Consider the following 21,589-nt stretch of genomic DNA (forward strand, 5'->3'; position numbering starts at 1 on the left):
CTGACACCGGATCCCGCCCGCCGGGTTCCCTGCGTAAACGCAACCAATGCCGCCTTGGTTGCGCCTGGCGCACCGAAGGCCACATTGGTTGCACCCAACGCGGGCACTAGCCGGTGAGGTAGACCTGCTCGAACCGGGCGTTGCCGAATGTCCGGCCGGCGAAGTCGAACTTCGGCCAGCCCGCTGTCCTGGTGCTGTGCGCGTTCTCGACGTTGGCGAAGAACGGGATGATCCAGCCGCCGCGGTCGTACTGGATCCGGTACATCCGCTGCGTCAGCTCGGCCTGCTTGGCCTGGTCGACGGTGGCCTGGGCCTGCTCGTAGAGCGACCGGAGCTCGCCAAGGTCCTGTCCGCCCATGTGTGTCAGCGTGGTCGTGTCGCTGAGGTCCGTCAGCGCCGACAGCGTCAGGTAGCTGCCCTGCGGCGGCCATTTGTCCACGGAGAACGGCCAGTTGTGGAAGTTCGGGCCGAACAGCGTCGCCGTGTCCACCTGCTTGACGTTGACGGTGATCCCGATCTCGGCGGCGTTCTTGGCCAGTACCGTGCACATGGCCACCGCTTCGGTGGACACCGGGCCGGTGACCAGTTCGACCGTGAGACCTTCCCGCCCCGCCTGCTTGAGCAGCTCCCGGGCTTGAGCGACGTCCCGCTTGCGGGTCAGGGCCGCGGGATAGCCCGGGGCGAACGGTTCGGGCAGGTCGTGCGCCACCACGCCGTGGCCTGACAGGCACGCGGTGAGCGCCTGGTCGCGGTCGATGGCCAGGCGCAGTGCCTGCCGTACCCGCACGTCGTCGAACGGGGGCTTGCGCATGTCCATGTAGATGCCGGTCCACGCACCGGTCTTGGACTCCAGCAGCTTCAGGCCGGGCTTCTGCTCGATCGTCGGGATCTGCGCGTACGGCACCTGGTTGATCGCGTCCACCTGGCCGGTCACCAACGCGTTGATCCGCGCCGAGTCGTCGTTGATCACGTTCACCACCAGCTCGTCCAGGTACGGCTTGGGGCCGAGGTCCGCCGGTGCGGGCGTGTCGCTCGGCTGGGACTCGCCGGTGGCGTCCCAGTAGTTGCCGAACCGCTCGCACACCCACTGCCGGTTCGGCGAGAAGCTCTTGTACCTGAACGGACCGGTGCCGACCGGGGTGCGCGGGTCGAATCCGACCGGAATGATCTTGAACGGGCTGGCCAGCGCGGTCTGGAAGGTCGCGGCCGGTCGGATCAGCTTCATCCGGAGCGTGCGCTGGTCGAGTTTGGTGATGGCGTTGAGATCGACGAACGGCTTGAACTTCCCGACGGTCACCGCGCCGGGTAAGGAGAAGGTCCGCTGGAAGGTGAACAGGACGTCGTCCGCGTCGAGCGTCTTGCCGTTGTGGAACTCGATGCCCTGCCTGACCCGGATGGTCCACTCGTCACCGGTCGCGTTGGACTCGATCACCTCCGCCATCCGCACCTGGTACTGCATCTCGTTGCTGTAGTCGGCGAGCTGGTCGTAGAGCACGCGTGCCATGAAGCTGACCGGGGCGCTGTTGAGCAGCATCGGATCCACGGTGTCCGATCCCTTGGCGCCACCGGTCGCGACGGTCAGCCTGCCGCCGCGTCGCGGTGCGCCGCCTGCTTGGGCGGGGCCGCCGCCACAGGCCGCGAGCAGGCTGAGCGCGGCGGCGGAGCCGAGGAATCCACGTCGGCTCAGTCCCGGCGTCGGTTGCGTGGTCATGAGTGGTCCTCCCGGGACGGTACTGGGGCAGACGCGGCCCGGAATTCCGGTGTCGCCGCGATGAGCTTCTGGGTGAACGGATCGCGGGGCCGGTCGAGGACGTCATCGACCCGACCTGTCTCGACGAGCCGCCCTTCGCGCATGGCGATGACACGGTCCGCCACGGTACGAACGAGCGCGAGGTTGTGTGTGACGAACAGCAACGCCAGGCCTTCTTCGTCCTGGAGCCTGCGCAGCAGCCGCACGATCGACGCCTGAACCGAGACGTCCAACGCGGACGTGATCTCGTCGCAGATCAGCACCTCGGGACGGCACACCAGTGCCCGTGCGATCGCGACACGTTGCCGTTCGCCGCCGGACAGCTGGTTCGGATACGACGACGCCATGCTCGGCGCGAGCGACACGCGCTCCAGCGTTTCGCTGATCGCCGCCGTCGCCTTGGCTGTCGGCATGGAGAACAGCACCTTCAACGGTTCACGCAGGGTCTCACCGATCGTGCGTCGCGGGTTGAGCGAGTTGTACGGGCTCTGGAAGATGTACTGCACCGCGCGGCGCATCGCCAACGGCCGGTCCCTGGCCCTGATCGCCATCTCGTTGTCCCGGAATAAGATCCCGCCACTGTGCTTGTGGTGCAGGCCGATGATGCTGCGCGCCAGGGTAGTCTTGCCGCATCCTGATTCACCGACCAGCGCGAGACACTCCCGGCTCGCCAGGTCCAGCGACACGTCGTGCAGGATCTGCTTCTTGCCGTGGAACGCGTCCAAACGCGACACGCGAAGCAAGACGTCGTCGCCGATGTCCTCGCGCGGTGCGGCCGTGCGCGCGGTGGCACGGGCAGGACCGGCGGCGAGAGGTTCGGCGCGGATACAGCGAACGCTGTGCCCATCGCCGACCTCGATCGGTTCCAGAACCGCCGTCGCACACTCCGGCACAGCCTCGGAACACCTAGGGTGGAACGCACAACCGGTGGGACGGCGACCGGGCGACGGCGTATCACCGGGAATCGCGACCAGTTCCCGGCGCTGGGACACCACCGGCACCGCGGCCAGCAACGCGCGGGTGTACGGATGCACTGGCTTGTCGAAGATCTGCGTGATCGCGCCGGACTCCACGACCCGGCCCGCGTACATGACCAGGATCCGGTCGGCCAGGTCCGCCACGACCGCCATGTCATGCGTGACGTACAGCGCCGCGACCTGGTGCGCCGCGCACAACTCGCGGATCGTGCGCAGCACCAGGGCTTGTGTGGTGACGTCGAGTCCGGTGGTCGGCTCGTCGAGCACGATCACGCGCGGGCGCAACACGAACGCCAGCGCCAACGTGATTCGTTGCTGTTGGCCGCCGGACAGCTGATGCGGGAAACGGTCAAGGAACGCGTCGTCGGAGTCCAGGCCGACCTCGCGCAGGGTTGTCCTGATCCGCTCGTCCCGCTGCCCGGCGGGGACCTCCCGTTGGTGAAACTCGAACAGTTCATGCAGTTGCGTGCCCAGCCGCAGTGCGGGGTTGAGCGCCATCGACGGATCCTGCGGCACGTACGCGACCGTGCTGCCGCGTAACGACGTCAGCTCGTCCGGGCCGAGGCCCACGATGTCCTGCCCGTCGATCAGCACGCAACCGCCGACGATCCGCGCCCCGCGCCGGGCGTCACCGAGCAACGCCAGCCCCACCGTCGTCTTCCCCGAGCCGGACTCGCCGACCAGGCCGAGCACCTCGCCCGCGCGGATGGTGAAGTCGACGCAGTCGACCACGTCCACGCCCCGCCCGTCCAGGTCGATGCGCAGCCCGCTGACCGTCACCGCCGTCATGAATGTCCCTCCTGCGGGGAGACGCGGGCGACTGTGCGCGCGAATCCCTCGGTGATCAGGTTGGTGCCGAACGTGAACAGCGCGACACACAGCACGGGCACCACTACGCCCCACGGTTGCAGTGCCAGGCCCTGGTAGTTCTCCTTGATCATCAGACCCCAGTCGGCCGCGGGCGGCTGCAGGCCGACGCCGAGGAAGCTCATCGCCGTCACGACTCCGATGGACCAGGTCAGCCGCAGTCCGAACTCGACCATCAACGGCGTCATCACGTTCGGCAGGATCTCCCGCCGTACGATTCGCAACCGCGGTGCGCCGAGCGTCTCCGCCGATTCGACGAACTCGCGTGACACCACCTCGCGAGCCGCGCCATACGCGACTCTGGCGACCTGCGGCAACCACGCGATCGCAACGATCAACGGCATCAACGCGGTGTCCGCGCCCGCCATGGCCATCAGCAGCAGGATGAGCACGAGCGGAGGGAACGCGCGCAGCACGTCCATGGCGCGCATCAGCAGTTCGTCCATGACGCCACCGCTGTAGGCAGCGGTCATCCCGATCACGGCACCGGCCGTGACGCCGACGAGTGTGCCGACGAACGAGATCCACACGATGCTCTGACCGCCCGCGAGCACGCGGGACAGCACATCTTCGCCGAGGTAGTCGGTACCGAGCAACGCGGTCGCGCTGGACGGCGCGTAGGGGGCGCCGACGATGTCGCTGTGCGCGTGGGGCGCGATGAGCGGGCCGACGACGATGACCAGCAGGATCAGCCCGGTCAGCACCAGTCCGATGCGCATGCGCGGTTCACGGAGGCTGCGGCGCAGCAGTGTGGTGTTCATCGGCCTGCCGTTCGCAGGCGGGGCGTGACATACACGGTCAGCACGTCTCCGATGAGGTTGAAGACCACGTAACAGGCGGCGAAGATCAGGCAGATCAGCTGGATCACCGGCACGTCGCGGTTGTTCACCGCGTCGACCAGCGCGCTGCCGAGGCCGGGGTAGTTGAAGACCTGCTCGATGACCACGATGCCGCCGGTCAGGTAGGCCAGGGCGAGTGAGGTGCCCTGGATCGCCGGGACGAGGGCGTTGCGCAGCACATGTCGCCGCAGCACCACACGTTCCGGGACGCCTTTGAGCCGTGCTGTGCGGACGTATTCCGACTCGTACACGTCGATCACCGAGCCACGCACGAGCCGCGCCAGGTACGGCAGAACTCCGAGCACAAGTGCCACGACCGGGAGTACGAGCTGCTCGGCGTTGCTCAGCGGACTCTGACCAGGAGCGAGCAGCACGGTCCCAGGCAGTACGGGGAACACCGAGGTGGAGAACAGGATCACCAGCAGCAGCGCGATGATGAACTCGGGCAACGCGGTGAGACCGAGCGTGACCACGAGCACCACCCGGTCGACTGGCCGATCGCGCCTGCGACCGGCCCACGCGCCGACGAAGACTGACAACGGCACCACGATGGCCGCCGCGACCAGCACGAGCACCGCCGAGTTGACCGCCCGGTCGCCGATCAGCGTGCTGACTTGTTCCTGGGTGACCAGTGATCGGCCGGGGTCACCGCTGAGCACGCCACCCAGCCACGCGAAGTACTGGTCGAGGATCGGCCGGTCGAGGCCGAGTTCGGTGCGCAGCGCGGCGACTCGCTCCGGTGTCGCGTCGTGACCGAGCACCGCGCGGGCGGGATCGCCGGGCAGTACCTGCGTCGCGAGGAACACCAGGACTGACACGAGCAGCACCACGACCACACCGAGCAGGAGGCGCCGCGACAGCCACAGCCGCCGGGCTACGGAGGAACTTCCGTCCACGTGATCACCTCGTTGTGACTGGTACTGAGGGAGGATGCTCTGCGGTGTTGTGACTGTCAACACCTTGCGCTCGGATAACCTGGTGGTGTGGAGATCGTGATCGGCCGGGCCCTGCCCGGTGACGTGCCCGCGATCCTGCGGATCCGCCGGGCCGCGGAGGACTGGCTCGCGGCGGCCGGGATCCGGCAGTGGCAGCCGGGCTGGCTGACAGCCGAGCGGCTGGACGCGGAGATCGGCCGTGGTGAATGGCAGGTCGCACGAGGCGATGCCGGTGTGTGCGGCGCGCTGCGGCTGCTGTGGTCCGACGAGGCGGTGTGGCAGGCCGACAACGCGTTCGCCGGCTACGTGCACGGTCTGGTGATCGACCGGCGGCATACCGGGCTGGGTTCGCGAATGCTCGACTGGGCGGGGGAGCGGGCCGTCGAAGCAGGTGCTTCGTTGCTGCGGCTGGATTGCGTATCGCACAACACGCGATTGCGTCAGTACTACCTGGATCAGGGATTCCGCGAGTTCGGTGAGCGGGCGGCGTACGGCGGCTGGACCATGGCGCTGTTCGAGAAGCGGCTCGGCACTGTGTGTTGACAACGACAACACCGCGCTCGCATACTCGGAGCCGTTCCAAGGGGACAGTGCCGTTCCCTGGCGACATTCCGCTGGCGTTGACGAACGGAGTGCGACGGTGCAGAAGGTCTACTGCCTGTACAAGTTGAAGCCCGGCGTGACGGCCGAGAAGTACATCGAGTGGTCGAAGACCGTCGACCAGGCGATCACCCGGCAGCAGCCCTGTGTGCACCAGTTCCGCGTGTACCGCTTCGAAGGGCGTCGCGGTGGCGAGGCCCCGTGGGACGTGATCGAGGACATCGACGTCGAATCGTGGGAGGCGTGGGAGAAGTGCCTGACCACGCCCGAAATGGCCGACGTGGTCAAGGGTTTCCGCGAGATGGCCGACCGCGACTCGGCGGTGACCGTGTTCGGCAGCGAGATCGTCTAGGTCGGTGGCCGGTACGGCTGTGACGAGCGCGCCCCGGCTCTCGGTCGGGGCACCGAACGACCCGGCCCTGCTCGTGCCGTTCGCCCGGCGCGCCGAGAAGCTCGGTTTCACCGGAATCTGGACGCAGGACACGCTGAGCACCGCGAACATCTCGCTCGACGGCCTGCATGTGCTGTCCCACCTCGCGGCCGTCACCGACCGGATACGCCTGGGCATCGGTGTGCTGTACTCCGGACGGCGCAATCCGGCCGTGCAGGCTCGCGAACTGGCCACCATCGACCAGCTCTCCGGCGGGCGGTTGACCGTCGGGCTCGGCATCGGCAACGAGTACCACCGTGAATCCCTTGCCGCACTGGGCATCCAGACCGACAGGCCGGTCCGCAGGCTGGTCGACGGGATCGGCGTGATGCGGGCGCTGTGGACCGGATCGGACTACGACGGCGAGCTGTACTCCTTCACCGGCATCCGGTCGCAACCGCCGCCGGTGCAACGGCCCGGACCGCCCATCTGGATCGGTGCCCGCGCGGAATCGGCGCTGCGCCGGGCAGTGCGGATCGCCGACGGCTGGACCGGCGCCGCTCCTGTTGCCACGCAGGACTTCCTCGACCAGCTCGCGATAGTGCACCGGGCCATCGCCGACCAGGGCCGGGATCCGGCCACCTTCACCGTCTCCAAGAGCGTCTACGTCGCCGTGGAGGACACGGTGCGCGAGGCCCGGCAGCGCCTGGTTCCCGCGTTCGACCGGGCCTTCGGCGCGAATCCGGTGTACGACGCGGCGGGAATGGCCGACCGCGTCGCGGTCTTCGGCCCGCCGGAGCACTGTGCGCAGCGGCTGCGTGAACTGTTCGACGCGGGCGTGCACGAGCTGATCCTGTACCCGATGTACGACCGGATGGCCCAGCTCGAAGCGTTCGGCAGCCTGGTTGGACGCCCATGAACGCCACGCTGCTCGGCTACGTCGATCCGCTGAGTGTCCGGGCGGGCGGCGAGATCCGGCTGATGGTGAGCGCCACCAGCGGCTACGAGGTCGAGCTGCTGCGTCTCGTGCACGGCACCGACGATCCGCGCGGACCGGGCGTCCGCGAGGAGCGCGTCGACATCCCGATCGATCCTCAACCCGCTCGGATACAGCCGTGGCCCGCTGGTTCCTACCTGTCCGCGCCCGCGCATCCAGCGCTGGACGTCGACACCTTCACCGTGACCGCGTGGATCATGCCGACGATGACCGCGGGAGGGCGGCCGCGTGCCATCGTCTCCCGCCGGGCGAATGGTGGTTGGGCGAACGGCGGCTGGGCGCTTGGCCTGACCGGGGACGACCGGCTCGCGGCGTGGGCCGGTCCGTCCGACGAACCGCTGGTCACCACCGACACCCCGATCCCTTGTGATCGCTGGACGTTCGTCACCGCCGCCTTCAGCCCCCAGGGCGTGGCGCTGGAACAGGTCCCGGTCCCTGAGTGGCCGGTTGGCTCGTGGCGTGCGACAGCGTCGTATGACGGGCCGGTCGATGTGGCGGCGTCAGGTATTCCCGTGCAGGTCGCGGCGTGGCAGGGGACGGCGTGCTTCAACGGCCGGATCGACCGCCCGGCCATCGCCACCCCCGCTGGTGTCCTGGCCCGCTGGCGTCCAGTTCACGGTAGCGAAGGCGTGACCGACGACGGTCCGCACGGCCTCACAGCCGTTGCCGTCAACACGCCTGCCCGTGGCGTGCCCGGTGCGAACTGGACCGGCCGGGAGATCGACTTCCGGCTCGCCCCCGACGAGTACGGCGCGATCCACTACCACGACGACGACATGACCGACGCCCAGTGGGAACCGCAGGTCACCGTGCGCCTTCCGGACGACCTGCGCAGCGGCGTCTACGCATTTCGGTTGCGAGCCGGGCACGACGAGCTGAGCATCCCGTTCTACGTCCGTCCCGCGAAGCCCACCGCGCGGGTCGCGGTCCTGATCCCGACCTTCACCTACCTCGCCTACGCCAACTCCCACGGCACGCTGGAGAAAGCAGGCCCGGACGGACTGGACTACGCCACGACCGTCCAGCACCAATGGGCCGCCGCGCACAAGGTGTGCAGCCTCTACGACCTGCACCGCGACGGCAGCGGCTGCTACTACGCGTCCCGCCTGCGTCCGCTCACCACGATCACGCCGACCTACGCCGGACCGTTCGGGCTGTGGAACCTCAGCGCGGACCTGTGCCTGATCGACTGGCTCGAACACGAGGGCATCGCCTACGACATCGTCTGCGACGACGACCTGCACAGCGAGGGCGTCGCCGCGCTGGCCGACTACTCGGTGGTCCTCACCGGCTCACACCCGGAGTACTACACCGCGCCGATGCTGGACGGGCACGAGGCGTACCTGGCAGGCGGCGGTCGGCTGATGTACCTGGGCGGCAACGGTTACTACTGGGTGACCGGCGTCTCGCCGGAGCAGCCGCACGTCATCGAGATCCGCCGTGGCCACACCGGGACGAGAGGCTGGGAGGTGCCGCCGGGCGAGACGCACCTGAGCACCACCGGCGAGGCGGGCGGACTGTGGCGGCATCGTGGCCGTGCGCCGCAGCGGCACGTCGGCGTCGGGTTCACCGCACAGGGTGGACGCGGCCGGGGGCGTCCATACCACCAGGTTCCGCTCACGGACGGACGCGGCGCGTTCGCTCTGTCCGAAGTGGACGACCTGATCGACGCGGACGGACTGGTCAGCCATGCGGCGGCTGGAATGGAGGTCGACCGGGCCGATCCGTCGCTCGGGACACCACCGCATACCGTCGTACTGGCCACCGCGTCGGGCTTCAGCGACCACTTCCAGCTCGCCGTCGAAGAGGTGCTCACGTCGAACTCGCGGCAGGGTGGCACCGTCGAACCACGTGTCCGCGCGGACCTGGTGTTCCTCGAGTGTCCCCACGGAGGTGGCGTGTTCAGCACCGGCTCGATCGCCTGGTGCACCACGCTCGGCGTCGACGGTTACGACAACCCGGTGGCACGCGTGACCGGCAACGTGCTGCGCCGCTTCCTCGATCCCACCCCTCTGGTGAACAGTGCTGGCCCAAGGTGACCAAGCGTCGAAATTTCGGGGAGGCGGAACAGCCATGACGGGGATCGATCCGGGGCGCCTTGACGTGATGCTGGCGCGTGAACGCGCCGCGTGGACCGCGGCCAGGCCCAAAGCCGTCGCACTCCGCGAACGAGCTCGCCGCTCCCAGTTGCACGGCACCCCGCAGCACTGGATCCACCAGTTCCCACCGCCCGTGCCACTCGTCGTCGACCGGGCGGCGGGTGCGCGGCTGTACGACACCGATGGGCACGAGTACGCCGACTTCGGCTTGGCTGGTACGGCCGCGTTGTGGGGCCACAACCATCCGGCGGTGGTCGCGGCTGTGCGCGAGCAGGTCGACCGCGGCAGCGTCACGCTATGGTCGAGCGAGGACCACGTGTGGGTGACCGAGGAGCTGCACCGCCGTTTCGGTTTGCCGTTCTGGCAGTTCGCCGTGTCCGCGACCGACGCCAACCGGTTCGCGTTGACGCTGGCCCGCGCGGCCACCGGACGGCGGCGGGTCGTGGTGTTCAACCACGCCTACCACGGCTCGGTGGACGAGTCCCTCGCCGATTCCGTCGGCGTGGAGTTCAACGACGTCGACGCGCTTGACCAAGCGCTCGCGGCACGGGACGTCGCCGCCGTCCTCGCCGAACCGGTGATGACCAACGGCGGAGCCGTGATCCACCCGCGACCCGGTTTCCACGCCGCGCTGCGTGACCTCACCCGGCGAACCGGCACACTGCTGATCCTCGACGAGACGCAGACCATCCCGGCCGGTCCCGGCGGCTGCACCGGCGAACTGGGTCTGGAGCCTGACCTGATCACCATGGGCAAGTGCCTCGCGGGCGGCATCCCCGCAGGGGTGTACGGGATGACCGACGAGGTGGCGGCAGCGGCCACCCGGTACACCGAGTCGGGAGACGGTGGCCTCGGCAGCACGATGGCAAGCGGACCGCTGGCCGTGCGAGCGATGCGTGCGGTACTCGGTGACGTGATGACTGATGCGACGTACGCACACATGAAACGCCTGGCCGTACGCTACGCGAACGACGTCACGACAGTGATCGCCAAGCATGATCTGCCATGGCATGTCGGCAGGCTCGGTGGGCGTGTCTCGTATGCCTTCATGCCGGAACCACCACACAGTGCCAGTCAAATGTACCCGCCGGTCGGAGTGTCTGTGCGCGAGGCGTTGTGGCTGTACTTGGCCAACCGCGGCATCGTGCTCAACGGTATGAGCGGCGCGGCTTTGATGTCACCGATGACTGTCGAGTCCGATGTGGAACGACACGGGGTGTTGTTCGCCGAGGCGATCAGCGAACTGTGTGACCATGGATGAGGTCACGGACGCGCGGATCCAGCAGTTCCGCGCCGACATCAACCAGTCCAGGGTGCCTGGTGCCTTCGAACCGGGCCGGTGGTCCGTGGCTCCCGCGAACCGGGACGTCGCGATGCCCGCCCGGATCCGGTTGCGTGACACCACGATGCGCTCGGTCGCTCCCCGGGCGAGGGGTGAGTTCACCAGGCTGTTGGCTGGCAGTGGAGTGCCGGAGATCGTGACCACCGATCCGGCCGACCTGGAGGTGATCAAGGAAGAACAGCCGGGGTGCCTGGTATGGCGTCCGTTCGTCTCCACTGTGGACGGAGTGGACCGTGCGTTGGCTGACGGATACGACGGCGTGCAGGTGTCGGTGCCGGGATTCGGTCCGGCGTCGGGGATCTACGGCCCACCGATCCCCGCTTCGCGCTCGGAGGTGGTGGACCGGGCGGCCGCTGTCGTGGCACACGCGTCACGGCTGCGAGTCACCGCCGCATTGACGATGGTGTCGTACTTGACCGCTGATGTCCTTGTCGAAACGGTGTCCGCGCTGGCCGACGCGGGCGCGGACGAGATCGCCTTGTTCGACGGGCCAGGTGCGGTCGGCCCCGAGGCGTTCGGCCACCTGGTCTCGGCGGTCAAAGCGGTCGCGCCCGATCTCGACGTCGGTGTCCACCCGCACAACACCTTCGGGCTCGCGGTCGCGTGTGCCGTCGCAGCGGCGCGGGCGGGAGCGGTCGTGGTGGAATCGTCGGTGAACGGATACTGCGGCGGCCCGGGTAACGCCGACCTCGCCGCAACCGCAGCGGCGTTCGAGGCACTGTACGGTGTGGACACCGGTGTCCGGCTGCACACGTTGACCGGCCTCTCGCGTGCCGGTGCGGAGCTGACCGATCAGCCGCTGCCCTTCAGCCAACCGATCACCGGTCGCGACGCGTTCTGCTGGGGCGGGGCTGACTGGGTGATCCTCGAGTCCGAAGTGGATCCGTTGTTGCACAACTGCGTCGAGCCCGGCCTGGTCGGCAACGAGCGCCGTGTCCCGTTGACCGCGCAAAGCGGCCCACGGACCGTCGCCGCCACACTGCGACGCCTGGGCATCGAGCTCGACCCGGCGGTACTCCCGGCCATTGTGGACCGATGCCACGCGGAACTGCGCGCTCGGGGGCGTTCGCTGACCGACGACGAGATCCGCGCGATCGTCGCTGGCGCGCTCTGACCAGGCTGGTTTCTCCGCAGCGGGGTGGGGAGGCCGTGTGGCCGCCCCACCCCGGATTCGTGGACTAGACCGGCAGGCCGGTGACGTCCCGGACCCAGCCGCGGTGCACGGCGACATCGGTGTAGACGCCGTAACCGTCGTAGGAGTCGAACGTGAAGTTCGGGATCCAGCTGAAGGCACCGATCAACAGCCAGCTGTCACCGCTGCGGACCAGTGCGGGGCCACCGGAGTCGCCCTTGTGCGCCCCTGACTTGCTCTGCGGGTTGCCGGTGCAGACCTCGAGTGCCGGATCCACCCGGCCGCCACCGGTGTTGCAGTCCTCCGCCTTGTGCACCGTGGTGTCGATTTCCTGCAGTACCGGGGGAGCGGTGCACCATGCCGACGGGCTGGTGCAGCCCCAGCCGATGAGCCGGGCCGGGTCGTCGACGCCCGGACGTTCGGTTGCCAGCTTCACCGGCTGCCCGCCGATCGGCGTGGTGAGCCGGAGCACCGCGATGTCGTGCTTGTTCGGTGCTGTCGGGTACTCCGGGTGAACGATGATCTGTTCGACCGTGCTCAGGGCGCCGCCCTCGGTCGACGACAGGCTGCCGACCCGCACCTGCACGTCGCCGGGCTGGTCGTTCACCACGCAGTGGGCCGCGGTGAGCACCCAGGACTTGTCGATCAGCGAACCGCCGCAGAAGTGCTCGCCATCTCTGGTTTGCACGGACGTCATGAACGAGTACGCCGTCGTCGCGTCCTGCCCGCCGATGATGGCCTGTGCGGGCGCGGTGAGCCCGACGCTGACGCCTGCAGCGAGCAGTGCGGTGACGATCATACGCGATAGCCGCATGTGTTGTGTTCCTCATCGAGTGGGGACGTGAGCGTCCCTTACGATAACGATCTTGGTGTGTCAAAGTCACTGTGTTGTCAGGATTCTCTCGTGCGGGTCGTGCTTGATCGCGCGATTTCCTCTGTTCGGAGGGACTTTCGGGCACAGTCGCAGGACAGGCGGCAGTACTTGTGGTAAACAACGGTGAACTGGAGGGCTGCTTAGCTTTCCGAGTCGCCGTACCACAACTTGACGGCTCGCTCGAACGTTTTTCCGTCGAATTCGCGTTCACCGGCCCAGACGACGATGCCGTCCGGCCGCACGACCACGGCATCCAGTCCGAGGTCGTCCTTTGCCACGCCCGCCACGTAGCGCAGCCGGTTTTCCCGACCCGTCACCGACTCGCGCAAACGCTGGTCAGTGCTGAAGTCGAGCACGACCCCGCGGCCGTCCCGCATCTCCTCGCCGAGGCGGGTTCCGTCCGTCAGCTGGAAGTCCGGGGCGGTGTGGCCGATCAGCGGATGCTCGCCGCCGAGGTCGTAGCGGAGCGATGCACCGGAGACCTTCCCGTACACGTAAGTCGTGCCGTCCCGGGTTTCTAGGAGATCCCGGATCACGGACTGCACCGCCTGACCATGCTTGTCCGGTCGCATGGCTGCGGCCTGGGCGCGAGTCCAGTCGAGCACCCAGGCACCGATCGGATGCCGTTCACGGATGTAGGTGTCGAGCAACGTGTCCGGCGCCTGCCCACGCACGACTGCCGCGAGCTTCCAGCCCAGGTTCATGGCGTCGCCGATGCCGGTGTTGAGTCCCTGCCCGCCCAACGGGGAGTGGATGTGCGCGGCGTCGCCTGCGAGCAGCACACGGCCGCGCCGGTACGTCGTGGTCTGCATCGCCCGGTCGGTGAAGGTCGAGACGAGGTGGACATCGGTCAGCGTGACGTCGGTGCCGGACACCCGGCGCAGCACGGATTGCAGGTGCTCGAGGCTCGGCCGCTGCGTGCGGTCGAAAGCGCCGCCGTCGAAGTCCATCATGGCGACGTGTCCCTCAGTGGGCATCTGGATGTACATGCCGGTCGGCGTCAGGGTGAACCCGGGGCTCAGCTTCTCGGGATCGGCGATGCCGACGAGCATGGTGTAGCCGGTGAACTGCGGCTCGGTGCCGACGAAGTCGAAGCCCGCCAGCGCGCGCACGGCACTGCGTCCGCCGTCGCAGCCGACGGCCCAGCGCGCCGCGTACTCCTGCTCGCCGTCACGCACGATCACGCCGTCTTCGTCCTGCTCGACGGCGGAGACCGTGACGCCGCGCCGGATCTCCACGCCGAGCTCGGCAGCCCGCTCGGACAGCACCGACTCGACCGCGGCGAGGCTGGTCATCACGCCATGAAGCGCCGGGCTGGGCAGCCGGTACGGCAGCGCGCCGACGTCGACCTCGGCTGGATCGAGCACTATGCCTGCGAAGTGGCCGACGAACCGCGGCCGCACCGAATCGCCCTCATCCGGCTCCTCATCCGGCCCCTCATTTGGGTCGTCGTGGACGCCCGACGCCGCCCGCAGCGCGGACAGCATGCCGCGGCGGTGGAACGCCTCGACCGACGCGGCCGACAGGCCCCGCATCCCGAGTGGCATCGACCGCCACTGGGATCCGGGCTCCGGCTCCCGTTCGAGCACCAGGACCGAGCAGCCCGCGAGACCGAGCTCGCAGGCCAGGAACAGACCGACCGGGCCCGCCCCCGCAATCACCGCGTCATACATGAGAAATCCCTCGTCAGTAGCGTGTTCTCGTTCGACACGGCAACACTGACGCGGGCCGCTCACACGGGGCACATACGCCGCTCATCCGGGGCTCGCGCGAAGATCGTGGGATGGATGAGAGTTCTCGGCTGCGGGTCACGCTGCTTGGCGCGTTTCAGGTGTCGCGCGGTGACGTGGCTCTGGCCGTGCCCGGCGCCCGGTTGCAGGGGTTGACCGTGCGGCTGGCGCTGGCAGGCGGGCGTGCGACCGAGCAGGGCGTCCTGGTCGACGCGGTCTGGGCCGGGGACCCGCCTGCCGACTCCACGCACGCCCTGCACGCTCTGATCTCACGGCTGCGCCGGGCCCTCGGTTCGGCAGGCGACGTCACGCCGCTCGCAGGCGGTTACCGGCTGGCGGTGGACGCCGCCGACGTGGACGCGCTGCGGTTCGAGCAACTCGCCGCCGCAGGCCGGGACCGCCTGCGGGCAGGCGACCCGAGCGCCGCGGCGGCCGTACTCGGCGAGGCCGTGGCACTGTGGGGCCACTACCTCGGCGTCGAGCCCACGGCCGTCAACGCTGTCGCACCGGCCGTCGCGACCCGGCTGGCCCACGCCTCGATCGAGGCCGCCACGGACCTCGCCGACGCCGAGCTGGCCCTGGGGCGCGCCGACGCGGCCAATACCCGCCTGACCGCCCTGTTGGCAGACCACCCCGTCCACGAACGGGCCGCCGGGTTGCTCATGGACGCGCTCGCAGCTCAGGGGCGCCAAGCCGAGGCCCTGGCCCGGTACGAACAAGTGCGGGAAACCCTGGCCGACGTCCTGGGCACCGATCCGGGGGCCGCGCTGCGTGAGCGCCACCTGCGCCTGCTGCGCGGCGAGCCCGCCGTCGTGGCAGCCAAACCCGTCACGCGGACCAATTTGCCCGCGCCGTTGACCAGCTTCGTCGGCCGTGACGACGACCTGGCCCGGATCGACACGCTGCTGGCCGCCGGGCGGCTGGTCGCCGTGCTCGGTCCAGGTGGTGCGGGCAAGACCCGCCTCGCCTTGGAAGCCGCGCGCCGCCATCAGCATGAGTACCGCGACGGCTGCTGGTGGATCGACCTCTCATCGGTCACCGAGCCGACCAAGGTCGGCACGGCACTGCTGGCCGCGATCGGACTGCGTGGCACGGGGTTGTTCGAGGCACCGGCCAAGCTGATCGACGACCTCGACGTGCTGGCGGACCAGCTGACCGGTCAGGAAAGCCTGCTGGTGGTGGACAACTGCGAGCACCTGGTCGACGCCGTGGCCCACTTGCTCTCGGCGTTGCTGGCACGCTGCGCGGGCCTGCGAGTGCTGGCCACCAGCAGAGAGCCGCTCGCCATCGACGGCGAGGCGCTGGTCCCGCTCGGCCCGCTCACCCTGCCCGAGCCGGACGCGGACGTCGAGCAGGCCCGCCGCACCGCGTCGGTCCGACTGTTCACCGAGCGGGCGGCGGCCGTGCGGCCCGGGTTCGACGTCGACAAGCGCAACCTCGGCGAAGTGGTGCGGATCGTCCGCAGCCTCGACGGCATGCCGCTGGCGCTGGAACTGGCCGCGGCCCGCCTGCGCACGCTCTCGCTGGCCGACCTGGCCACCGGGCTGTCCGACCGGTTCCGCCTGCTCACGACAGGCAGCCGCACTGCCTTCCCCCGGCACCGCACCCTGCGGGCGGTGATCGCGTGGAGCTGGGATGTGCTCGGCGAGGACGCGCGCACGGTCGCGGAGCGGATCTCGGTCCTGCCCGGCGGCGTCACGCTCGCCTCGGCCAGCGCGGTCTGCGCCGGTACGAAGGTACCGGCCGGTGAGGTCCGCGAGCTCCTGGGGGACCTCGTCGACCGGTCGTTGCTCCAGCTCGTACCGACAGTGCGCACCAAGGACGGCGGCCGTTATCGGATGCTCGAGACCATCCGGGAGTACGGCCTGGAAAGCCTGGCCGAGCAGGGTGTTCTGACCGCCGTGAGGGACCTGGGTGCTCGTCACTTCGCGGACCTGGTCGCCCACTACGACTCGCTGCTGCGCGGCCCCGAGCAGCTTGACCCGCTCCACGTGCTGAGCGTCGAGTACGACAACGTGCTGGCCGCCCTGCGCCACCTCTGCGACATCGGGGACGCGGACGGCGCGCTCGGGCTCGCGGTGGATCTGACCTGGTACTGGTACATGCTCGGCCGCTATCCCGACGCGTCCTACTGGCTTGGCCAGGCGGTCGCGTTGCCGGCCAGGGAGCCGAGTGTGGACCGTGACATCGCGGAGGGGATGCTGCTGCTCGCCGCATACGGCGACCGGGGCGGACCGGTCGACGACTCGGCCAAGGAGCTCACCGACAGGCTGCTGAGGCATCCGGAGCTGCCGGGCTGCGGCGTGCTGACCGTGGCCCGGCTGGCCGCACGGGCAGGGATCGAGGCGTTGCCGGTCATCGAGCGGCTGGTCGACGGCCCGGACAGGTGGCTGGCCGGGCTGGCCCGGATGGTCCGGGCCGAGCAAGCCGAGAATGCCGGTCACCTGGCCAAGGTCGGCGACGACGTGGCCGTGGCACTGGACTGCTTCACCCAGGCTGGCGACAGGTGGAGCCTGGCCACCGCGCTGCCGCTGCGGGCGCTGCTCCGCCAGTACGACGGCGATCTCGACGGCGCACTGGCCGACCTGACCGAGGCCAAGCGGCTGGCGGGGGAGTTCGGGTCGCTGAGCCACAGCGACGAGACCTTCATCGACCTGCGCCTGATCGACCTGCACGTGCGGCTCGGCCAGACCGAGCAGGCGGTGGCCGTGATCGCCGCGACCCGCGAGCGCGCGCCGCGCTCGACTCTGCCGGACATGGTGGTGCTGCTCGACGCCCGGGAAGCCAGCCTCCGGCTGCGGACCGGTGAACTGGACCGCGCGCGTGAGCTCGTCGAGGCGGCCGAGGCCGGGCTGTCCGGCCAGCTGCCGTTCGGCAACGACCACGGGCAGGCCCTGGTCAGTGCCGTGCGGGCCGGACTCTGTCTGGAACTCGGTGACGGCCCCGCCGCCGAGGCTGCGCTCGACCAGGCGTACGCGGCCGCGGTCAGCAGCAAGGACTTGCCGATCGTGGCAGTGGTCGCGGTGACCGTGGCCGGCCTCGCCGCGTTCCATGGACGTTTCCTCGACGCAGCCGTCGTGCTCGGCGCAGCGGCCCGCCTACGCGGCGCCCACGACCGCACCGATCTCCAAGTCCGCACGCTGAGCAGCCGCTGCCGGACCGCGCTCGGCGACGAAAGCTTCGGCGAGGCGTACGAGAGTGGCTGGCAACTCGCCGCGCCGACGGCCCTGATCCGTACCGATCCGGCACGGCTGCGCCGTAAGGCCCGCGGATCTGTTCGTCGGTGACCGTCGCGCTCATGGTGGTTCCCCAGGTCTCGATACGCTCGGCCAGCGAGACGATGATTCCCTCGGGTCCGCCGGGAGTAGGTCACCTGTCGAGGGATCCGCGATCACGGCCGATGGTCGAAGCTGATGCGCATCAGCCGGCTGTCAGCCCAGTCTTCGAGCCGAGTCGGCCGGATGGTGCCGGGGTCGTGGGGCTGATTGAGATCCGCCACGATCTGCGCCAGCACGGCCTGGCGTTCGGCTGGGTCGGTGACAGGCGTGGCCCGTGCGGGCAGATCCGCACGGATCCCGTTCTTGAGGTGGAAGGTGAAGTGGGGATTGGCGAGAAGGTTCGCATGCCAGTCGGTAGCGGCACCGCCGGCGCCGCTACACAGGTAGGTGGTGCCCGCGGCTCGGTAGAAGAAGATCTCGATGCGGCGTGCTCGGCCGGTGCGGCGCCCCAGCGTCGTGATGTCGATGATCCGTTCCCTGGTGCCCGCGGCGGGGGTGATCTCGATGGCTCGTCGGATGTGGTTGGGCAGGTGGGACAAAGACGCGTCCCGTGCGGAGTCGTTCGCCCCGGTCGTGTCTGGAGTGCTCATGCTGTCTCGGTCTGAAGGGCGGGGCCGAGGAGGAGTCCACCGTCGATGACGTACTCCGACCCCGTGATGAACGACGCCTCCGATGACGTGAGGAACAGCAGAAGACGGCTGACGTCGGTCGGCTCCCCGAGCCGGGGGATGGCGAACGGCTCGGGTGAGTAGAAGTCGGCGATTGCCGCGGTGGCGCCTGCTGCTGGTTCGTGGATGAAGGAGGTCGCGATCACGCCGGGGTGGATGGTGTTCACCCGGATGCGGTCGCGGCCGAGCTCGAGTGCTGCCGTTTGGGTGAGGCCTCGCACGGCCCACTTGCTGGCGACGTACGGCGCGTAGTGAGCCGTGCCGCCCAGGCCCATGGTCGAGGCGATGTTGACGATGGCTCCCCCTGCCGCGCGGCGCAGAGCGGGGGCTGCGACCTTGATGCCGAGGAAGGTCCCTGTGAGGTTGATGTCGAGGATGCGCGACCACGTGGCCTGCTCCGTGTTTTCGATTGTCGCTGGCGGGTTCTGCACGCCCGCGTTGTTGACGAGCACGTTCAGGGCGCCGAAGGCGCTCTCCGTGGCTAGCACAGCGGCGGACCACGAGCTCTCGTCGGTAACGTCAAGGCGGGCGAAGCGAGCGCGGGTCCCGAGTTCGTCGGCGAGAGCGGCGCCGCGTTCGGCGTCGATGTCGCCGATCACCACGTTCGCGCCCTCCGCGTGAAAGGCGCGTACGTGGCTCGTTCCCTGGCCACCGGTCCCACCGGTCACGAGCACGGTCTGGTTGTCGAAGCGGGGCATCAAATGTTCCTTCAGTACGCGGGGGAATGACCGGGATCACCAGTGATGCACGACGGCCAATGGTGAGCCGGTCGACTCACCATCCACGACACTAGGTCGGCGACAATGGTGAGTCAAGCCACTCACCTCGTATGCTCGGTCCATGAGCAGGGTCGTGACGACGTATCACCAGCGCGTCGCCCAGGAGAAGCGCGCGCTGATCGTGACAGCCGCGACCGCACTGTTTCTCGAGTTGGGCTACGACCGGACGTCGCTGGCGCGGATCGCAGAGCGCTCGGGCGTTTCGCGGGCCACCTTGTTCAAGCAGTTTCCGAGCAAAGCTGCCCTGTTCGACGCCATCGTGACCGAGTCCTGGTCGACCGCAGAGGAGGAGGACCCTCCACCAGCAGGCAACGTCGTCGACGGGCTCAGCATCATCGGTCGCCGTTACGCCGAACTGCTGGGCCGTGCCCAGATGACCGACCTGTTCAGGATCGTCATCGCCGAGCTGCCGCGGTTTCCTGAGCTGGCCCATGCGCAGTTCTCGCACGGGAAGATGCCCTACTTCGAGTCCGTACGCAGCTACCTCCTGGCTGAGCACGAGGCGGGAACGGTGCGGGTCGAGGACGTCGACCTCGCAGCCACCCAGTTCCTGGGCATGATCTCCAACTACGTCTTCTGGCCGACACTCCTGGTGCCGGGCTGGGAGGTGAGCGCCGAACGCGTCACCCAGGTAGTCGACGAGGCCGTCCGCACCATCGCCGCCCGGTACGCCGCGACCGGATCAGGGGCGTCCACCAACGCCTGAGTCCCGCGCGGGCGTGTCAGCTGAAGACGGCGATCTGACCGTCTTCGGCCTCCGGGAAACCGCCTGGGCGTCACGAATCAACTCGCCGCCCACATTCCGGTTGCGGATAACCCAATTAACAAGTATCAGCCCCGTTTTTGACACGCCGCTGATAAATTCCTGTGTCGATCATGCTGAACCGATTCGACGAAGTAGCCTCTTGAATCAAATTCTACTCCGAAGTAGGATACTTGCGGGCAGCCCTTTCGCGTCACCTTTCTGCTTCGCTGATACGCGATCCTGACGATCGTATTCGGAATTATGATTCCTGATGTAGCGCTCAGAGACAAGGAGGTTTCGCATGTCAGACCGCTCACGTTTCTCCGGGCGAAGAATCGGTGCGATCGCCGCGGCTGCCCTGGTCGCGGCCAGCATGACGGTCACCGCTGGCTCGGCCGTCGCCGCGGGCCCGGCGGTTCTCGGGGAAATATCCAAGAACCTTACCTACAGATGCACGTTCCCGTTGGTCGGCCCGCAGGACGTAACGGGAGCGGTCCGCATCACTTTGCCGGACGCCGGGCAGGCGGGCGTGCGCATCGTTCCCAGCGACCTGTCGATCGACGTCGAACTGAGTGCGAACATCGTCGGGGCCCTGCGTGCTTTCCAGACCCATCACGCCGAGGGCACCGCGGTCGCGGACGTGGACACCGCATACGACGGCAAGCAGCTCACGCTCGGCCTGCCGGGCTTGAAGATCCCCAGGAAGGACATTCCGCCCAGCGGCACGCTGAAGCTGGCGATCACAGGCGCGATGCCGGACTTCGTCGTGTACGAGGCCGGGTCGCTGAGTCTCGCGGCGGGCACCCAGTTCAACGCGAAGGTGGACACCCGCAAGGCGGACAACACGCCAACCGCGCTCGGTGTCCTCAACGTGCCGTGCGTTGTCAAGGCGACGACGCCGCCGCAGGACGTGCTCTTCGCCAACATTCCGATCTCCGGCTCGGTCGCCGAGACGGCCGCGCGTCCAGTGGCTACGCCGTTGGGTGACATCAGCAAGACGCTGACCTACTCCTGCCAGTTCCCGGATCCGGTTGGCCCGCAGGACGTCACCGGCACGCTCACCGGCACCATCCCCGACTCGGGCAAAGTGGGGCAGCGGTTGCAGATCACGAACCTGAAGATCGGGGCCGCGCTCAACGACACGATCACGAACGAGTTGCGGTCACGCCAGATGGCCTCCGTCGGGGGCAGTGGCAGGGCGGACGTCGACGCCGATTTCGAGGGAACCCGGCTGACGATCGGCATCCCGGGCACGGTCGCGCCGATCGCGGTGCCCGCCACCGGGCCGATGACCGGCACGATCACACCGGACACGCCCAGCCTCGTCTTCCGCCAGCCCGGCACGGTCAACGTCGCTGCGGGACAAGGGCTCAACGGCCGGATCGACGGTTTCAAGGCCGATGGCTCCAGCGCGGGCCAGTTGCCGCTGACCTGCACCGTGGCGCCAGGTCAGGACCCGCACGTCGCCTCGGTGCCGATCACCGCGTGACCCGGGGCTCCGACCTCCTCCGAATCGTCGCGCACGCGGTTCGCCTGCCCCGGCCGAACGGACCTTTCGGGGCCGGGCAGGGGACTGGTAGACGTTGACGTCACCGTCTTGGGTGCGG

At 68.7% G+C, this 21,589-nt stretch carries 17 protein-coding genes; 9 read left to right on the plus strand and 8 right to left on the minus strand.

The features are described from left to right. Window positions 1-106: 106 nt before the first annotated feature. Genes ALI144C_RS36770 through ALI144C_RS36785 form a run of 4 tightly spaced genes read right to left on the minus strand, consistent with a single transcriptional unit; the run spans window position 107 to window position 5,329 of the window. The gene (locus ALI144C_RS36770; RefSeq protein WP_076991825.1) at window positions 107-1,711 is read right to left on the minus strand and encodes an ABC transporter substrate-binding protein; all 1,605 of its coding nucleotides are present in this window, start codon (window positions 1,709-1,711) and stop codon (window positions 107-109) included. Continuing rightward, window positions 1,708-3,516 (minus strand): ABC transporter ATP-binding protein, encoded by a 1,809-nt coding sequence (locus ALI144C_RS36775; protein ID WP_076991826.1) that lies wholly within the window; start codon window positions 3,514-3,516, stop codon window positions 1,708-1,710. The genes ALI144C_RS36770 and ALI144C_RS36775 overlap by 4 nt, the downstream gene beginning before the upstream one ends. Beyond that, a complete protein-coding gene (locus ALI144C_RS36780) occupies window positions 3,513-4,355 on the minus strand; it encodes an ABC transporter permease (protein WP_076991827.1) in 843 nt (280 codons plus the stop codon). Before ALI144C_RS36780 ends, ALI144C_RS36775 begins: the two co-directional genes overlap by 4 nt. Further along, window positions 4,352-5,329: an ABC transporter permease gene (locus tag ALI144C_RS36785; protein WP_076991828.1), complete on the minus strand. Its 978-nt coding sequence runs from the start codon at window positions 5,327-5,329 to the stop codon at window positions 4,352-4,354. The genes ALI144C_RS36780 and ALI144C_RS36785 overlap by 4 nt, the downstream gene beginning before the upstream one ends. A gap of 87 nt (window positions 5,330-5,416) precedes the next feature. Here ALI144C_RS36785 and ALI144C_RS36790 point away from each other — a divergent pair, with 87 nt between their 5' ends. From ALI144C_RS36790 to ALI144C_RS36815, 6 genes are all read left to right on the plus strand, one after another. Further along, the gene (locus ALI144C_RS36790) at window positions 5,417-5,911 is read left to right on the plus strand and encodes a GNAT family N-acetyltransferase (RefSeq protein ID WP_076991829.1); all 495 of its coding nucleotides are present in this window, start codon (window positions 5,417-5,419) and stop codon (window positions 5,909-5,911) included. 97 nt (window positions 5,912-6,008) lie between these two features. Continuing rightward, a complete protein-coding gene (locus tag ALI144C_RS55905) occupies window positions 6,009-6,320 on the plus strand; it encodes a hypothetical protein (protein ID WP_076991830.1) in 312 nt (103 codons plus the stop codon). A gap of 4 nt (window positions 6,321-6,324) precedes the next feature. Beyond that, the gene (locus ALI144C_RS36800) at window positions 6,325-7,257 is read left to right on the plus strand and encodes an LLM class flavin-dependent oxidoreductase (RefSeq protein ID WP_083753711.1); all 933 of its coding nucleotides are present in this window, start codon (window positions 6,325-6,327) and stop codon (window positions 7,255-7,257) included. Then, a complete protein-coding gene (locus ALI144C_RS36805) occupies window positions 7,254-9,374 on the plus strand; it encodes a N,N-dimethylformamidase beta subunit family domain-containing protein (protein ID WP_076991832.1) in 2,121 nt (706 codons plus the stop codon). Before ALI144C_RS36800 ends, ALI144C_RS36805 begins: the two co-directional genes overlap by 4 nt. A gap of 34 nt (window positions 9,375-9,408) precedes the next feature. After that, a complete protein-coding gene (locus tag ALI144C_RS36810; protein ID WP_076991833.1) occupies window positions 9,409-10,695 on the plus strand; it encodes an aminotransferase class III-fold pyridoxal phosphate-dependent enzyme in 1,287 nt (428 codons plus the stop codon). Then, entirely contained in the window at window positions 10,688-11,890 is a 1,203-nt protein-coding gene (locus tag ALI144C_RS36815) for a hypothetical protein (RefSeq protein WP_076991834.1), read from the plus strand. The genes ALI144C_RS36810 and ALI144C_RS36815 overlap by 8 nt, the downstream gene beginning before the upstream one ends. A 64-nt stretch (window positions 11,891-11,954) precedes the next feature. On the opposite strand, the gene ALI144C_RS36820 is transcribed toward ALI144C_RS36815, so the two are convergent. Beyond that, entirely contained in the window at window positions 11,955-12,722 is a 768-nt protein-coding gene (locus ALI144C_RS36820) for a S1 family peptidase (protein WP_083753712.1), read from the minus strand. Window positions 12,723-12,922: 200 nt separating this feature from the next. Then, window positions 12,923-14,455, minus strand: coding sequence for an FAD-dependent monooxygenase (locus ALI144C_RS36825; protein ID WP_076991835.1), 1,533 nt, complete (start codon window positions 14,453-14,455; stop codon window positions 12,923-12,925). 110 nt (window positions 14,456-14,565) lie between these two features. Here ALI144C_RS36825 and ALI144C_RS36830 point away from each other — a divergent pair, with 110 nt between their 5' ends. Further along, on the plus strand, window positions 14,566-17,799 hold the full coding sequence (locus ALI144C_RS36830; RefSeq protein WP_076991836.1) for a BTAD domain-containing putative transcriptional regulator: 3,234 nt from the start codon (window positions 14,566-14,568) through the stop codon (window positions 17,797-17,799). A 104-nt stretch (window positions 17,800-17,903) separates the two neighbouring features. Here the strand turns inward: ALI144C_RS36830 and ALI144C_RS36835 are convergent, their stop codons facing one another. Both ALI144C_RS36835 and ALI144C_RS36840 read right to left on the minus strand, forming a co-directional pair. Next, complete coding sequence (locus ALI144C_RS36835) at window positions 17,904-18,380, minus strand: nitroreductase/quinone reductase family protein (protein WP_076991837.1); 477 nt, start codon at window positions 18,378-18,380, stop codon at window positions 17,904-17,906. Beyond that, window positions 18,377-19,156, minus strand: a complete 780-nt coding sequence (locus ALI144C_RS36840) for a glucose 1-dehydrogenase (RefSeq protein ID WP_076991838.1) — start codon at window positions 19,154-19,156, stop codon at window positions 18,377-18,379. The genes ALI144C_RS36835 and ALI144C_RS36840 overlap by 4 nt, the downstream gene beginning before the upstream one ends. 142 nt (window positions 19,157-19,298) lie before the next feature. On the opposite strand from ALI144C_RS36840, the gene ALI144C_RS36845 reads away from it, so the two are divergent. Both ALI144C_RS36845 and ALI144C_RS36850 read left to right on the plus strand, forming a co-directional pair. Then, window positions 19,299-19,943, plus strand: a complete 645-nt coding sequence (locus tag ALI144C_RS36845) for a TetR/AcrR family transcriptional regulator (RefSeq protein ID WP_076991839.1) — start codon at window positions 19,299-19,301, stop codon at window positions 19,941-19,943. Between the two features lie 340 nt (window positions 19,944-20,283). After that, window positions 20,284-21,471, plus strand: a complete 1,188-nt coding sequence (locus tag ALI144C_RS36850; protein ID WP_076991840.1) for a DUF6801 domain-containing protein — start codon at window positions 20,284-20,286, stop codon at window positions 21,469-21,471. Window positions 21,472-21,589 lie beyond the last annotated feature (118 nt).

The organism is Actinosynnema sp. ALI-1.44, from assembly GCF_001984155.1.
Taxonomy (GTDB): domain Bacteria; phylum Actinomycetota; class Actinomycetes; order Mycobacteriales; family Pseudonocardiaceae; genus Kibdelosporangium.

Bases quoted from the DNA above. Each gene is read 5' to 3' on its own strand.
- ALI144C_RS36770 (WP_076991825.1), bottom strand. From the start codon at position 1,711: ATGACCACGCAACCGACGCCGGGACTGAGCCGACGTGGATTCCTCGGC.
- ALI144C_RS36775 (WP_076991826.1), bottom strand. From the start codon at position 3,516: ATGACGGCGGTGACGGTCAGCGGGCTGCGCATCGACCTGGACGGGCGG.
- ALI144C_RS36780 (WP_076991827.1), bottom strand. From the start codon at position 4,355: ATGAACACCACACTGCTGCGCCGCAGCCTCCGTGAACCGCGCATGCGC.
- ALI144C_RS36805 (WP_076991832.1), top strand. From the start codon at position 7,254: ATGAACGCCACGCTGCTCGGCTACGTCGATCCGCTGAGTGTCCGGGCG.
- ALI144C_RS36810 (WP_076991833.1), top strand. From the start codon at position 9,409: ATGACGGGGATCGATCCGGGGCGCCTTGACGTGATGCTGGCGCGTGAA.
- ALI144C_RS36815 (WP_076991834.1), top strand. From the start codon at position 10,688: ATGGATGAGGTCACGGACGCGCGGATCCAGCAGTTCCGCGCCGACATC.
- ALI144C_RS36820 (WP_083753712.1), bottom strand. From the start codon at position 12,722: ATGCGGCTATCGCGTATGATCGTCACCGCACTGCTCGCTGCAGGCGTC.
- ALI144C_RS36825 (WP_076991835.1), bottom strand. From the start codon at position 14,455: ATGTATGACGCGGTGATTGCGGGGGCGGGCCCGGTCGGTCTGTTCCTG.
- ALI144C_RS36830 (WP_076991836.1), top strand. From the start codon at position 14,566: ATGGATGAGAGTTCTCGGCTGCGGGTCACGCTGCTTGGCGCGTTTCAG.
- ALI144C_RS36835 (WP_076991837.1), bottom strand. From the start codon at position 18,380: ATGAGCACTCCAGACACGACCGGGGCGAACGACTCCGCACGGGACGCG.
- ALI144C_RS36840 (WP_076991838.1), bottom strand. From the start codon at position 19,156: ATGCCCCGCTTCGACAACCAGACCGTGCTCGTGACCGGTGGGACCGGT.
- ALI144C_RS36845 (WP_076991839.1), top strand. From the start codon at position 19,299: ATGAGCAGGGTCGTGACGACGTATCACCAGCGCGTCGCCCAGGAGAAG.
- ALI144C_RS36850 (WP_076991840.1), top strand. From the start codon at position 20,284: ATGTCAGACCGCTCACGTTTCTCCGGGCGAAGAATCGGTGCGATCGCC.